This window comes from Ruegeria sp. (assembly GCF_028066395.1).
Taxonomy (GTDB): domain Bacteria; phylum Pseudomonadota; class Alphaproteobacteria; order Rhodobacterales; family Rhodobacteraceae; genus Ruegeria.
In genome coordinates this window covers 104,942-119,346 of record NZ_JALCBM010000006.1, presented here as the reverse complement: position 1 = coordinate 119,346, position 14,405 = coordinate 104,942, and the positions used below count along the sequence as shown (strand labels likewise).

Here is a 14,405-nt window from a genome sequence, read left to right as displayed (position 1 = left end):
TCACCCTCATCGGTCGCGCCCAGGCTGATCGCTTTGTCGTACAGCGCCTTGGCGTGGTCTTTTGAATCGGCTGCAAATGCGACCATAACGCCGTTGCCAGCCGAACAATCGTTGCCGTCATAGGGTTCGCACACCGCCAGCATGGGGGCTGCGGGATCATTGCCGATAAAGGCAATGCGCCCGGCATCAAGGACGACCTTGGCGTCTTTGTGGGAAAGAAGGCTGGTATAGAATTCCTTGGCGCGGTCCATGTCAGAGACACCGACGGTTACATAGCCGATCATGGGAACATCCTGTTTTGAAGTGATCTTTCAGACGCGGCGACTGTCCCGGAGCGCGCTCCGGATTACAAGTCACTAAACCGTCATTGTGGTTACCGCGGACTGCGCTTCGCCAAAATCCGCTGCAAGGTCCGGCGGTGCATGTTCAGGCGACGGGCGGTCTCGGAGACGTTCCGGTCGCACAGCTCATAGACCCGCTGGATATGTTCCCAGCGCACGCGATCCGCGCTCATGGGGTTTTCTGGTGGCGGGGGCAGTTCGTCGCCCTTGGCAAGCAAGGCGTTGGTGATGTCGGTGGCATCGGCGGGTTTTGACAGGTAATCGGTCGCGCCGATCTTGACCGCTGCGACGGCCGTGGCAATCGCACCGTAGCCGGTCAAGACCACAACCCGACTGTCGGGGCGCTTTTCGCGCAGCACTTCGACCACGTCCAGACCGTTGCCATCCTCCAAACGCAGATCGACAACCGCATAGGCGGGCGGACGGGCGGTGGAAATGGCGCGACCTGCGGCGACGGAACCTGCGGTTTCAACCTCGAAACCCCGTTTCTCCATGGCTTTGGCCAGACGTCTCAGAAACGGCTCGTCATCATCCACCAGAAGCAGGGATTTATCGGGGCCGATGTCGAGAGGGGCACTGTCCGCCATAGTCTGTTCTTTCCGCTATTTCACGCCGTTGGCTTAGACAAGAGTAATACTCATGCCATGACAAAGGTCAAACGGCGCTTTTCAGCTATATCTTTTCCAGAAAGCAACCAACCTGATCCGCCATCTGCTCGGCCGAGGCGTTGCGGTCGAAAAATTCCACGAACCCGTCCTGCGGCGTCACAAGGTAGGTGAAGGTGGAATGGTCGACCAGATAGTATTCGTCGCTTTTGTCATGGGCCTTGTAATAGGTCTTGTAGGCCTGGCTGGCGGCTTTGACTTGTTCGGGCGAGCCGGTCAGCGCGATCATGCGTTCATGCAGGTTGAAGGCGTAATCGCCCAGCACCTCGGGCGTGTCGCGATCAGGGTCGACCGAGATGAACAGCGGCGTCACCGACTGGCCGCGTTCGGCCATGAGATCAACAGCCTCGGCATTGCGGGACATGTCAAAGGGGCAGACATCGGGGCAGAAGGTATAGCCGAAATAGATCAGCGTCGGTTCGGTGATCACATCTGTGTCAGTCACCGTCTCACCCTTGGGATTGATCAGCTCGAACGGTCCGCCAATGGCGGCGGTGCCGCCGGCGATCTGGCTGGTCCGGCACTGGGCGAACTTGTCATCCGACCCCGCGCCGCGTGTCAGCAGCCACATGGCCCCCAGGCCAATGGCCAGAACAACGGTTGCGAGGATAGCATAAAGGCGGATCATGGCGGTCACCTGCGGCAGGGTTGTTGATCGTTTCGGCCCGGACACCTATCAAGTTACCCAGCCGGTGCAACAGGACATAATCGACCAATGGCAAATTCCAATACCAGCCTCTGGCGCGGACAGGAACGCAGCAGCTGGATTCGCCTGCGCACGCTGATCCTGCTGCGCTGGGTCGCGATCATCGGCCAGATCACCGCGATCACCGTGGCGCAGCAGACCTATCATGTGCAGCTTGAGCTGGCCCTGTGCTTTCTGGCCATCGGCGTTTCGGTCATGGGGAACCTGACGGCGATCCTGCTGTTTCCTGAAAACAAGCGCCTGTCCGAGTTCGAGAACTTTCTGATGGTTCTCTTCGATCTGCTGCAGCTGTCCTTCCTGCTGTATCTGACCGGCGGGCTGAACAATCCCTTTGCGCTGCTGCTGGTGGGTCCAGTGACGATCTCGGCCAGTGTGATGAGCACGCGGTCCACCCTGATCGTGGGTGCGGTGGCGATTGTGCTGACCACGCTGCTGGCGCAGTTTCACCTGCCGCTGCGCACGGATCTGGGGTTTGTTCTGGACATGCCCGACATCCTGCTGTTCGGCAACTGGGCCGCGATGGTGATCGCCATCGTGTTCCTAGGCGCCTATTCGCATCGGGTCAGTTCCGAGGTGCAGTCGATGTCCGAGGCGCTGTCGGCCACCCATATGGCACTGGCGCGCGAACAGAAGCTGACCGATCTGGGTGGCGTGGTTGCCGCCGCCGCGCATGAGTTGGGCACGCCGCTGGCCACCATCAAACTGGCCAGTTCCGAATTGATCGAGGAGCTGGACGATCGCCCCGACCTGAAAGAGGACGCCGCCTTGATCCGCGAACAGGCTGACCGCTGCCGCGATATCCTGCGCGACATGGGCCGGGCGGGCAAGGACGACCTGCATCTGCGTCAGGCCCCCCTGTCCAGCGTCATTCACGAAGCCGCCGAGCCGCATATCAACCGTGGCAAGAACGTGCATTTCGACGAAGGCCCGGTGGGCGACGGCGATGTGCAGCAGCCCTCGATCCTGCGCAAGCCCGAGATCATTCACGGGCTGCGCAACCTGATCCAGAACGCGGTGGATTTCGCACTGGGCAATGTCTGGGTCGAGGCCGAGTGGACCTCGGACCGGATCACCATCTGCATCATCGATGACGGGCGCGGGTTTCCGGCGCATATGTTCGGCCGCATTGGCGATCCGTTTGTAAGGCGGCGGCGATCCGAATCCGACCGCCGCGCCCGCCCGGAATACGAGGGCATGGGGCTGGGCCTGTTCATCGCCAAGACCCTGCTGGAACGCAGCGGGGCCGAGTTGAAATTCGCCAATGGTACGGACCCTTACCAAAGCCTCACCCATCATCCCGACCGGCGCGGGGCCATCGTTCAGGTGGTCTGGCCACGCAACCTGGTTGACGCGCAGCACGGCGATTCTCCGGTGCCATCGGGCGCCAATCAGCCCTTCCAGATCTGAGTTAAGACGCCGTTAACCTTTACTAACCATAAGTGTAGCCGCGTTTATCAAAGGCAGAAGATCATGGTGGACTGGATCATTCTGGCCGGGATCAGCCTGGTGTCGATCATTTTTGCAATGCAGTGGCTGCTGCCCCGCCGCCCGATCCGGGCCGCGGATTTCGGGCTGTCCTCGCCGTCATCTCTATTTGACACGGTGTTCCTGTTCGATGACGACAAGCTGATCAGCCATTCCGATATCGCGCTGGCCGGGTTCGAACATATCGCCAATTGGGACGATCTGCGGCGGTTGCTGCAACGGGATTTCCCGGCCTTTCCCGAAACCCCCGAAACCGTGCGGACCGAAGGCAACCTGGTGGTCTCGGCCATCGATTGCACGGTCGAGCGCGAGGTGCTGTGCGAATGGATCGACGGCATTGTCCGGGTCCAGTTGCGCGATCTTGAGGGCACGCAACGCCCGAAACGGCGCGATCCCAATGACCCGATCCGCCTGGCGATGGACAAGGCACCCTACCCCGTCTGGCTGTTGGGTCATGACACCAAGGTCCGCTGGTGCAACGCGGCCTATGTCTCGCTGGTGCGCAAGGCGCGCGGGCAGGATGCCGATCTGACCGCCCCGCTGTTTCCGGCGCAGGTGGATGAGGCATCGCTGGGCCGCAAGACCCGCATGTCGATCACCGCTGGCGACAATGGCGCAAAGCTGTGGTTTGACCTGACCCATGTGGAACAGGATCAGGGCCATCTGTTTTACGCCATGGATATCAACGCCATTGTCGAGGCTGAAACCGCCCAGCGCAAATTCGTGCAGACGATGACCAAGACCTTTGCACAGCTGTCCATCGGGCTGGCAATCTTCGACCGCAACAGGCAACTGGCGCTGTTCAATCCGGCGCTGATCGACCTGACCACCCTGCCCCCGGATTTCCTCAGCTGCCGCCCCAGCCTGTCCAGTTTCTTTGACCGGCTGCGCGATCAGCACATGATGCCGGAACCCAAGAATTACCGCAGTTGGCGGCGGCAGATGAACGACCTGCTTGAGGCGGCGCAGGACGGCAATTATCAGGAAACCTGGTCGCTGCCTTCGGGGTCCGTCTATTCCGTCAGCGGACGACCGCATCCCGACGGCGCGGTGGCCTTCCTGTTTGAAGACATCACCGCCGAGATCACCCTGACCCGCCGATTCCGGTCGGAAATGGACCTGATGCAATCCATTCTGGACAAGCTGGCCGATGCCGTTGTCGTCTTCGCCGATGATGGCTCGCTGGCGTTTACCAATCACGCCTATCAGACGCTGTGGGGCGAAGGGGATGAGGCCGGGTTCGAACCCGTCACCGTTCTGGATGTCACCCGCAAATGGCAGGATCATTGCGTCGCCACCCCGGTTCTGGGTGAGATCCGCGATTTCGTCGAAATGCGCGACAACCGGGCCGAATGGGCGGCGGATATCCAGATGCGCGACGGGGCGCAGATCACCTGCACCGTCAGCCCGATGCAGAACGGGGCAACGATTATCCGCTTTGCCACTGCAGGTGGTATCAACACCGACCGCACACGCAAAATCAGCGCCTGAACCGGGTTGCGAAGGGGCGGGCGCAAGTCCATTGTGGCGCCATGACTGCACCGCCCTCGATCACGCTGAAATCACCTCAGGAAACCTCGGAACTGGCCGCCCGTTTGGGGGCCATTCTGCGCTGCGGCGACGTGCTGCTGCTGGATGGGCCGATTGGCAGCGGCAAGACCCATTTCGCGCGCGCCCTGATCCGGTCGGTAATGGACCCGCCCGAGGATGTGCCGTCGCCCACTTTCACCCTGGTGCAGGTCTATGACACACAGATTGGCGAGATCTGGCATTCCGACCTTTACCGTCTATCCGCCATTGATGAGGTGGAAGAGCTGGGCCTGACCGAAGCGTTCGACACCGGCATCTGCCTGATCGAATGGCCCGACAAGCTGGGCGTGATCCGACCGGAATCGGCCCTAACACTGGGATTTCAGGCCGATTCAACCGATGAGGACGCTCGCCACCTGACCCTGTCCTGGACCGATCCGAAATGGACCCAACGGCTGGAGACCGCCTTATGACCAACCGCGCTGTTCTGGCCGAAGCGCTGATTGCCCAGACCCCCTGGGCCAAGGCCACCCATGCCCCGCTGGCGGGCGATGCCTCGAACCGGCGATACGAACGGCTGACCGATCCGGTCAGTGGTCGAACTGCCGTGTTGATGGACGCACCGCCAGACAAGAACGAGGACATCAACGCATTCGTGCGAATGGCCGAATACCTGCGCTCAATCGGGCTCAGTGCGCCCGAGATTTACGCCGAAGACAGCGAATACGGCTTTCTGCTGCTTGAAGATCTGGGCGATGCCCTGTTCGCGCGGGTTCTGGAACAGGACCCGGGGGCCGAACGCATGCTGTATGACGCCGCCACCGACGTGCTGGTGCATCTGCACGCCGCGCCGGTTCTATCGCTGGACAGTTACGACCCGGCCCTGATGACCGAATACGCGGCGCTGTCCTTTACCAAATATACCCAAGGCATCCTCGGCACCCACGACACCGACGCGCGGGCACGGTTCGAACTGCGCTTTGCCGACATCCTGCATCGCGAAACCGACGGCCCGCGGGTTGTGGTGCAGCGCGATTATCACGCGGAAAACCTGATCTGGCTGCCGGATCGCGAGGGGCTTGCCCGGGTCGGACTGCTGGATTTCCAGACCGCGATGCTGTGCCATCCGGCCTATGACCTGATGTCACTGCTGCAGGATGTGCGCCGCTCGGTCCCTGCGGGGATCGAGATGCGGATGATCGACCGCTACATCAAGGCAACCGGCGTTGATGGTCATGATTTCCGCACCGCTTACGCGGTGCTGGGCGCCCAGCGGAACCTGCGTATTCTGGGTGGCTTCGCCCGTCTGGCCACCGATTACGGAAAACCGCAATATGTGAGTCTAATACCGGCCGTTTGGGGCCATCTGATGCGTGATCTGGAACATCCCGCGCTGGTGCCTGTGGCCGATCTGCTGCGCGCGGCGCTGCCAGAACCAACCCCGGAAAACCTTGCCCGGCTGAGGTCGCAATGACGGAAACGCCACAGGCCCTCATGCTGTTCGCCGCAGGTTTCGGGACGCGCATGGGCGCGCTGACCAAAGACCGGCCCAAACCCCTGATCCCGGTGGCCGGGCGACCGCTGATCGACCATGCGCTGGATCACGTCCAACAAGCCGGCATCCCCCGCGTGGTCGCCAATCTGCACTACCGTGCCGATCAACTGGCCGCGCATCTGTCGCCCAAGGGGGTACTGCTGTCGCATGAGGTCCCGGATATTCTGGAAACCGGCGGCGGCTTGCGCGCGGCGCTGCCTTTGCTGGGGTCTGATCCGGTTTTTACGCTGAACACGGACGCAATCTGGGCAGGCCCCAATCCGCTGGACTTGCTGAAAAAAGCGTGGAATCCCGATGAGATGGACGCGCTGTTGATGTGCATCCCCACAGCGCAGGCCATCGGTCACAACGGCGCAGGCGATTTCACGGCGGATGCCACGGGGCGCATCACGCGCGGGCCGGGGCTGGTTTATGGAGGGACGCAAATCCTCAAAACCGACGGGCTGGCCGATATTGACGAAGACGCATTCTCCCTCAACCTGCTTTGGGATCGGATGCAGCAGAATGGCCGCCTGTTCGCAATCAGTTACCCCGGGCGCTGGTGCGATGTGGGCCGCCCCGAAGGGATCGCCCTGGCCGAGGGGCTGATCGCCGATGTTTGACCCCTCGGCCATCCCTCGGGTATTTGCCATGCCACCGGGCGTGGATTTTCCCAAGGCTCTGGTAGAGGGGCTGAGAACCCGCAGCACCGATCACCCGCCCGAGGCGCTGGCCCGGGTGCAACTGGTCGTCAACACCCGCCGCATGGCCCGCCGAGTGCGCGAGTTGTTCGATCAGGGCCCGGCCTGTCTGTTGCCGCGCCTGTCACTGGTCACCGATCTGGGCGAAAGCGTCGATCTGGCGCAAATCCCCCCGGCTATCCCGCCCTTGCGGCGCAGGCTGGAACTGACCCAACTGATCGCCAAGCTGCTGGATCAACAGCCCGATCTGGCCGCGCGCGCGTCTTTGTTCGACCTGTCCGACAGCCTCGCCGCCCTGATTGATGAGATGCAGGGCGAAGGTGTGTCGCCCGAGGCGATCCGGCAACTGGATGTCAGCGACATGTCCGGCCACTGGGCCCGTGCGCAGGCGTTCATCGGGATCGCCGATCACTTTATCGATTCCGGCCCCGACGCGCTGGACGTGCAGGCGCGGCAACGGCGCGTGGTCGAGAATCTGATCGCCCGCTGGCAGATTGAACCGCCGCAGCACCCGGTCATCCTTGCCGGGTCCACCGGGTCGCGTGGGACCACGCTGATGCTGATGGAGGCGGTCGCGCGCCTGCCGCAGGGGGCGCTGATCCTGCCGGGCTATGATTTCGATCAGCCGGATCAGGTCTGGCAGGGCCTGGACGATGCACTGACCTCCGAGGATCACCCGCAATACAGGTTCCGCAAGCTGATGAACGGGCTTGGGCTGCATCCCGGTCAAATCACACGATGGACCGACGACCCGCCCCCGTCACCGGCACGTAACAGGCTGATTTCACTTGCGTTACGCCCCGCCCCGATCACCGATGCCTGGATGGCCGAGGGCCCCAAGCTGACCGATCTGGACGGCGCAACCAAAGACCTTACCCTGGTCGAGGCGCAATCCCCCCGGGCCGAGGCGCTGGCCATCGCCCTGCGCCTGCGGCAGGCGGCAGAAACCGGCCAGACCGCCGCATTGATCACGCCTGACCGGATGCTGACCCGTCAGGTCAGCGCCGCGCTGGACCGCTGGAACATCCTGCCCGACGACAGTGCCGGCCTTCCGTTGCAACTGTCCCCTCCGGGCCGGTTCCTGCGCCATGTGGCCGGTCTGTTTGCCCGTCGGCTGGACGGCGAGGCGCTGCTGACACTGCTCAAACACCCGCTCTGCCATGATGGCGGCGACCGTGGCGCGCATCTGTTGCACACCCGCGATCTGGAACTTGATCTGCGACGTCATGGCCCGCCATTCCCTGACGGCGCCAGCCTGGCCGCCTTTGCCATCCGCAAAGAGGTGCCCGAAGGCTGGATGCAATGGCTGGCTCAGCATTTCTGCGATCAACAGACGACGGGTGAACGCCCGCTTTCTGACTGGGTAACCCGTCTGCGCGCGCTGGCCGAGGCGATCTCGGCAGGCCGCGCCGGAGAAACCGGAACGCTTTGGGACAAGAACGCAGGTCAAAAGGCCCTGAAGGTCCTGACCGCGCTGGAATCTGAGGCCGGACATGGCGGGCAGATGACCGCTCATGATTTCGCCGACCTGCTGGGCGCGCTTCTGGCAGGTGAAGAGGTCCGCGACCGCGACGCGCCACATCCGCATATCATGATCTGGGGTACGCTTGAGGCGCGGGTGCAGGGGGCCGATCTGCTGATTCTGGGCGGCTTGAACGAAGGCAGTTGGCCCGAGGCCCCGTCGCCGGACCCCTGGCTGAACCGCCAGATGCGCGACAAGGCCGGACTGTTGCTGCCCGAACGGCGCATCGGTCTGTCGGCCCATGACTTTCAGCAGGCCATCGCCGCGCCCGAGGTCTGGCTGACCCGTGCCACACGCTCGGATGACGCCGAAACGGTGCCGTCGCGGTGGCTGAACCGGATGACCAACCTGTTGCAGGGCTTGCCGGGGCAGGGTGGACGCGACTCGCTTGCGGCGATGCGCGCACGCGGGCAGCAATGGCTGCGCTGGTCCGAACAACTGGAGGCCGCACCCCGCATCGACCCGGCCCCACGCCCATCCCCGCGCCCACCGATTGCGGCCCGCCCGCGTCGTCTGAGTGTGACCGAGATCAAGCGCCTGATCCGCGACCCGTATGCGATCTACGCCAAACATATATTGCGCCTGAAACCGCTGGACCCGCTGGTACAGGCGCCTGATGCCCTGTTGCGCGGGATTGTCATCCACGAAATCCTTGAGCATTTCGTCAAGGACAGCGTGTTGGACACCGCCCTGCTGACCCGCGAAAATTTCCTGAAACGCGCCGAAAACCTGCTGGATCAGCATGTGGCCTGGCCAACCGCCCGCAAATTGTGGCTGGCGCGGTTGGAGCGCATCGCCGATGACTTCCTGAGCGCCGAAACCGCCCGTCGCGGCGATGGCGGGCCAATCGCATTTGAAGCGGCGATGAAGCTGGTGCTGTCGCCGCTGGATTTCACAATCGCTGGGCGCGCGGACCGGATCGACCGCAACAGCCGGGGGGCGTTGCGGATCGTGGACTACAAGACCGGGGTGCCGCCAAGTGAAAGCCAACAGGCCAAGTTCGATAAACAACTGCTGATCGAGGCCGCCATGGCCGAGCAGGGCGGTATCGAGGGGATCGACCCGACCGACGTGGCCGAGGCCGTCTTTATCGGCATGGGCGGAACCTACAAAGAGGTGCCCGCGCCGCTGACCAAAGAACCGTCAGACAAGGTTCTGGCCGAGCTGAAAGAACTGATTTCCGCTTATTTAGAGCCTGATCAAGGGTTCTCCTCCCGCCGGATGCTGCACAAGGACACGGATATTGGCGACTATGACCATCTGGCGCGGTTCGGGGAGTGGGACCGCACCGATGAAACCACCCCTGAGGACCTGACATGAGCGCCCGCAACGACGCAACCGAACGGCAGGTGCAGGCCGCACGACCGGATGCCTCGACCTGGCTGGCGGCGAATGCGGGCTCGGGCAAGACGCGGGTTCTGACCGACCGGGTGGCGCGTCTGTTGCTGGGCGGGGTGCAGCCGCAGCACATCCTGTGCCTGACCTACACCAAGGCGGCAGCCAGCGAGATGCAGAACCGCCTGTTCAAGCGGCTGGGCGAATGGGCGATGCTGGGCGATGACCCGCTGCAGGCGCAACTGACCGAACTGGGCGTGCAGGGGGTGATCGACCCTGACCGGCTGGCACAGGCGCGTACCCTGTTTGCCCGCGCAATCGAAACGCCCGGCGGGTTGAAGATTCAGACCATCCACTCATTCTGCGCCTCGCTTTTGCGGCGCTTTCCGCTTGAGGCCGGCGTCAGCCCGCAATTCTCGGAAATGGAGGATCGCGCGGCGGCTTTGTTGCGCGAAGAGATTGTCGAGGATTTCGCCGAAGGCCCACAGGCCGCGCTGATCGAAGATGTCGCCCGTTTCGTCACCGATACCGGGTTCGACAAGCTGACCGCCGCCATCACCCAAAAACGCAATCTATTCGCGCAACCGATGGCGTGGCCCGATCTGTTGCACCGCTTTGATCTGCCGGACGGGTTCGACGAAGACACCCTGCTAGGCCGTGTGTTTCTAGGGGGCGAGGTTGAGCTTATTCGCTCGATCCTGCCCGCTTTGACCGAAAGCGGGGGCAACAATGCCAAGGCAGCCGCGAAACTTGCTGCCTTTAACGATGCGCGGAGCAGCAGTTTGCCCATGCTGGAAGGCGTGTTTCTGACGGGGAAATCCGCCAAGGAACCGTTTACCGCGAAGATCAACAGTTTCCCCACAAAGGCGCTGCGCGAAGGGGTGCTGGCGGGTCAGATGCCACAGCTGGAATCGCTCATGCTGCGGATCGAGGCGGCGCGGGAACAGCGGCTGGCGCTGGTCGCGGCGCGTAAGACACATGTTCTGCACCGGTTTGCGGCTGTTTTTCTGCCGGAATACGAACGGCGCAAGCAGTTGCGCGGCTGGCTGGATTTCGACGACCTGATCCTGCGCGCGCGGCAGGTGCTGAACGATCCGGCGGTGGCGGAATGGGTGCTGTATCGTCTGGACGGCGGCATCGACCATATTCTGGTGGACGAGGCGCAGGATACCAGCCCCGATCAATGGGACGTGGTCGAGAAACTGGCGCAGGAATTCACCAGCGGGGAAGGGGCCCGGTCAGGGGTCGAGCGCACCATCTTTGTCGTCGGCGACAAGAAACAATCGATCTACTCCTTTCAGGGCGCCGACCCGCAGGCCTTTGATCGGATGCAAGAGGAATTTGGGCGGAAACTGACGGAATCAGGCTCTAAACTGTGGGATTCTACGCTTGAGTATTCATTCCGATCCTCCAGCGCGATCCTGTCTCTGGTCGATATCCTGTTCGAAAACCGCGCTGAGGCCGGGTTCCACAAGGACAGTCAGCACCGCGCATTCAAAGCTGATCTGCCCGGACGTGTTGACCTGTGGCCAGTGGTCGAAAAGGTTGAAGAGGAGGACGATGGCGACTGGACCGACCCGGTGGATCGCCCCGGCGCGCGGCATCACACTGTGATACTGGCCGAACAGGTGGCAAAATCGATCCGTGACATGATCGAACGGGGCGAGACGATCCCCGAAGATGGCAAAACCCCCGGCACATTTGTTCGTCGCAAGGTTCAACCGAGGGATTTTCTGATCCTCGTCCAACGCCGATCCGATCTGTTTGCCGAAATCATCCGCGCCTGCAAGGCCGAGGGCCTGCCCATCGCCGGGGCCGACCGGCTGAAGGTGGGGGCCGAACTGGCGGTCAAGGATCTGGCCGCGCTGCTCAGCTTTCTGGCTACGCCTGAAGACAGCTTGTCGCTGGCCACGGTGCTGAAATCGCCTCTGTTCGGGTGGAGCGAACAACAACTGTTCGATCTGGCCTATCGTCGGCAGGAAAAATTCTTGTGGGCCGCGTTGCGCCAGCGCGCCGACGATTTCCCGAAAACGCTTGCCGTTTTGCACGATCTGCGCGGCCAAATCGACTTTCTGCGCCCTTATGATCTGATCGAACGCATCCTGACCCGCCATGACGGCCGCCGCAAGCTACTGGGCCGTCTGGGGGCCGAGGCCGAGGATGGCATCAACGCCCTGCTGTCGCAGGCGCTGGCCTATGAGCGCACCGATATTCCCAGCCTGACCGGATTTCTGGTCTGGATGCAGACCGACGATCTGGAAATCAAACGGCAGATGAGCGGCGTCGGCAACATGATCCGGGTGATGACGGTGCATGGCTCCAAAGGGCTTGAAGCGCCGATTGTGATCCTGCCGGACACCGGAAAACGACAAGCCCCCCGCGATGCCGAGATCATGGTTTCAGACGGCACGCCGCTGTGGAAAGTGCCTGCGGATGCCTCGCCCGCGCTGATCGCCCACGCACGGGACGGGGCGCGGACGCGAGAGGAGAATGAGCGCCTTCGATTGCTGTATGTGGCTCTAACACGGGCTGAAAAGTGGTTGATCGTGGCGGCCGCTGGTGATGTCGGCAAGGATGGAACCAGCTGGTATCAAATGGTGCAGGCCGCGATGGCGCGCGCCGGGGCCACACAGATGCCCGGCTCCGAAACGCTGCGGTTGTCGCACGGGGATTGGGAGGCGCTGCCGCTGACGGACCATTCCGAACCGGTGACATCCGATGCCGCGCTGCCCGATGCGTTTCAATCTCCGGCAACCGCACCGGAGCCGAAACCGGAAACGCTCAGCCCGTCGGGGTTGGGCGGGGCGAAGGCGTTGCCGGGTGATGCGGGCCAGGATGAGGACGCCGCCAAACTGCGCGGGACGCGGTTGCATCTGTTGCTGGAACATTTGCCCTCGGTCACGCAGGAAAACTGGCCGCAGCTTTGCGCCCGGGTTCTGCCCGATATGCAAGAGGCGGAGCGGCAAGAGTTGCTGAATGAGGCAAGCGGCGTGTTGACTGCGGACCACCTGCACCCCGTGTTCACGGCAAATGCACTGGCCGAAGTGCCTGTTACGGCTGATCTGAACGGCCAGCGGATACATGGTGTAATCGACCGGTTGATCGTGACGGATACGGATATTCAGGTGATTGATTTCAAATCGAATATGACGGTTCCGGACAGCCCTGCTGCCTGCCCCGAGGGGCTGTTGCGACAGATGGGAGCCTATGCGCGGGCGCTGTCCCAGATCTATCCGGGCCGTGAAATCCGGACCGCGATCCTGTGGACCCGCACCGCCAACCTGATGTGGTTGCCACACGATCTTGTGACGGATGCGCTGGCACGCACCCAGATATCTTGACCTTGGAATGTCGCGACCCTAGGTTCTGTTCCCGAGTTTACCCCATTCAGGAGACAGCAAATGTCGACCGTAGCCGTAACCGATGATACCTTTGACGCCGAAGTCAAGAATTCCGACATCCCCGTGGTTGTCGATTTCTGGGCCGAATGGTGCGGACCTTGCAAGCAGATCGGTCCCGCCCTGGAAGAACTGGCCGCTGAATATGGTGACAAGGTGAAAATCGCCAAGGTTGACGTGGACAGCAACCCGAACTCGGCCGCCGCCATGGGCGTGCGCGGCATCCCGGCGCTGTTCATCTTCAAGGACGGTCAGGTTGTGTCAAACCGCGCGGGCGCTGCACCCAAGGCCGCGCTGCAAAGCTGGATCGACGAATCCATCTGATCTGAACGTCTTCCGATCAACGGGCATCGCGATGCGGTGCCCGTTTTTCTTTGTTCAATCCGCCGCGGGCCCGATCCATTCCTGCGGCAAGCTCAGCACAGGTCCGTTAGGCCGGTGGCGCCTGTCCAGAACATGCGGGAAATCCACCGACGGCACGTGCTGCCGCGCGCGATCTTTGCGCACAAAGGTGGCCTCAATCACGCGGGGAAAGGTCTCACCCTCAATCTCGACCGTACCCGAGGCGTTGTTGGGATGGATATGCGCGCAGACGAACCCGTCTTTCAAAGCCGACAGGGCAGGGCGCGCCCGGTTGAAGGCGCCGGGTTTCATCAGGATCGACGGGATGCGGTGCAGTTCCAGCACGATGATACGGAACCGGTTCAGATGCGCGGCGGGCAGAGTGGACAGAACGCTGTATTCGGCGGCCTCGATATCCATCTGCAGGATCATGTCGCCCTGAGCGGGGGCAAACTGATCCATCCAGTCCTGCAACGAAATCACATCCTGACCCGTTGTCGCCGCCAGATGTTTTTTGACAAACACCGAACCCGGGACGTTCAGCACCGGCTCATCAACCGAACCATCGGCCATAAAAGACGGAATCCCGTATTTCGCCAGATCCATTTCAAAGCTGGATTGCTGCGAAACACCCGGTGAAAAACAGGCGACGATATCCTCAAGATCATTGGGCAACAGATACCCACCATCGCCAAAATCACCAACGCGGATCAGCTTGTACCCCAGATCATAAGGTCTGATCACATCAGCAAAAAAGGCCCGGCGGGCGGCAATCGTCATGTCAGATCCGGGCATGGGAGCTCCGCTGAAATCTTGGCAGGTTACCTTGTCTTGTCATGCGGGGAT

General features: G+C 62.1%; 11 protein-coding genes and 1 pseudogene. 8 read left to right on the top strand and 4 right to left on the bottom strand.

What is annotated here, in order from left to right; genetic code table 11:
• From MPJ51_RS03940 to MPJ51_RS03930, 3 genes are all read right to left on the bottom strand, one after another.
• On the bottom strand, nt 1-251 hold a 251-nt coding region (locus MPJ51_RS03940; protein WP_298382046.1), incomplete at its 3' end, for a VOC family protein.
• Nucleotides 252-373: 122 nt separating this feature from the next.
• Nucleotides 374-928 (bottom strand): ActR/PrrA/RegA family redox response regulator transcription factor, encoded by a 555-nt coding sequence (locus MPJ51_RS03935; protein ID WP_298382043.1) that lies wholly within the window; start codon nt 926-928, stop codon nt 374-376.
• Between the two features lie 85 nt (nt 929-1,013).
• Entirely contained in the window at nt 1,014-1,634 is a 621-nt protein-coding gene (locus MPJ51_RS03930; protein ID WP_298382040.1) for an SCO family protein, read from the bottom strand.
• 87 nt (nt 1,635-1,721) lie between these two features.
• Here MPJ51_RS03930 and MPJ51_RS03925 point away from each other — a divergent pair, with 87 nt between their 5' ends.
• From MPJ51_RS03925 to trxA, 8 genes and pseudogenes are all read left to right on the top strand, one after another.
• Nucleotides 1,722-3,119 (top strand): ActS/PrrB/RegB family redox-sensitive histidine kinase, encoded by a 1,398-nt coding sequence (locus tag MPJ51_RS03925; protein ID WP_298382036.1) that lies wholly within the window; start codon nt 1,722-1,724, stop codon nt 3,117-3,119.
• A 63-nt stretch (nt 3,120-3,182) separates the two neighbouring features.
• A complete protein-coding gene (locus tag MPJ51_RS03920; RefSeq protein ID WP_298382033.1) occupies nt 3,183-4,688 on the top strand; it encodes a PAS-domain containing protein in 1,506 nt (501 codons plus the stop codon).
• 41 nt (nt 4,689-4,729) lie between these two features.
• Nucleotides 4,730-5,200 (top strand): tRNA (adenosine(37)-N6)-threonylcarbamoyltransferase complex ATPase subunit type 1 TsaE, encoded by a 471-nt coding sequence (gene tsaE, locus MPJ51_RS03915; protein WP_298382030.1) that lies wholly within the window; start codon nt 4,730-4,732, stop codon nt 5,198-5,200.
• The gene (locus tag MPJ51_RS03910; protein WP_298382027.1) at nt 5,197-6,201 is read left to right on the top strand and encodes a phosphotransferase; all 1,005 of its coding nucleotides are present in this window, start codon (nt 5,197-5,199) and stop codon (nt 6,199-6,201) included. Before tsaE ends, MPJ51_RS03910 begins: the two co-directional genes overlap by 4 nt.
• Complete coding sequence (locus tag MPJ51_RS03905) at nt 6,198-6,884, top strand: nucleotidyltransferase family protein (protein ID WP_298382024.1); 687 nt, start codon at nt 6,198-6,200, stop codon at nt 6,882-6,884. The genes MPJ51_RS03910 and MPJ51_RS03905 overlap by 4 nt, the downstream gene beginning before the upstream one ends.
• Nucleotides 6,877-9,804 (top strand): double-strand break repair protein AddB, encoded by a 2,928-nt coding sequence (gene addB, locus MPJ51_RS03900; RefSeq protein WP_298382021.1) that lies wholly within the window; start codon nt 6,877-6,879, stop codon nt 9,802-9,804. Before MPJ51_RS03905 ends, addB begins: the two co-directional genes overlap by 8 nt.
• Entirely contained in the window at nt 9,801-13,160 is a 3,360-nt protein-coding gene (gene addA, locus MPJ51_RS03895) for a double-strand break repair helicase AddA (RefSeq protein WP_298382018.1), read from the top strand. Before addB ends, addA begins: the two co-directional genes overlap by 4 nt.
• Before the next feature lie 39 nt (nt 13,161-13,199).
• Nucleotides 13,200-13,541 (top strand): annotated as a pseudogene (gene trxA / locus MPJ51_RS03890) (thioredoxin); the annotation flags it as partial.
• A gap of 54 nt (nt 13,542-13,595) precedes the next feature.
• Here the strand turns inward: trxA and MPJ51_RS03885 are convergent.
• A complete protein-coding gene (locus tag MPJ51_RS03885; RefSeq protein WP_298382014.1) occupies nt 13,596-14,354 on the bottom strand; it encodes a hypothetical protein in 759 nt (252 codons plus the stop codon).
• Nucleotides 14,355-14,405: the final 51 nt, after the last annotated feature.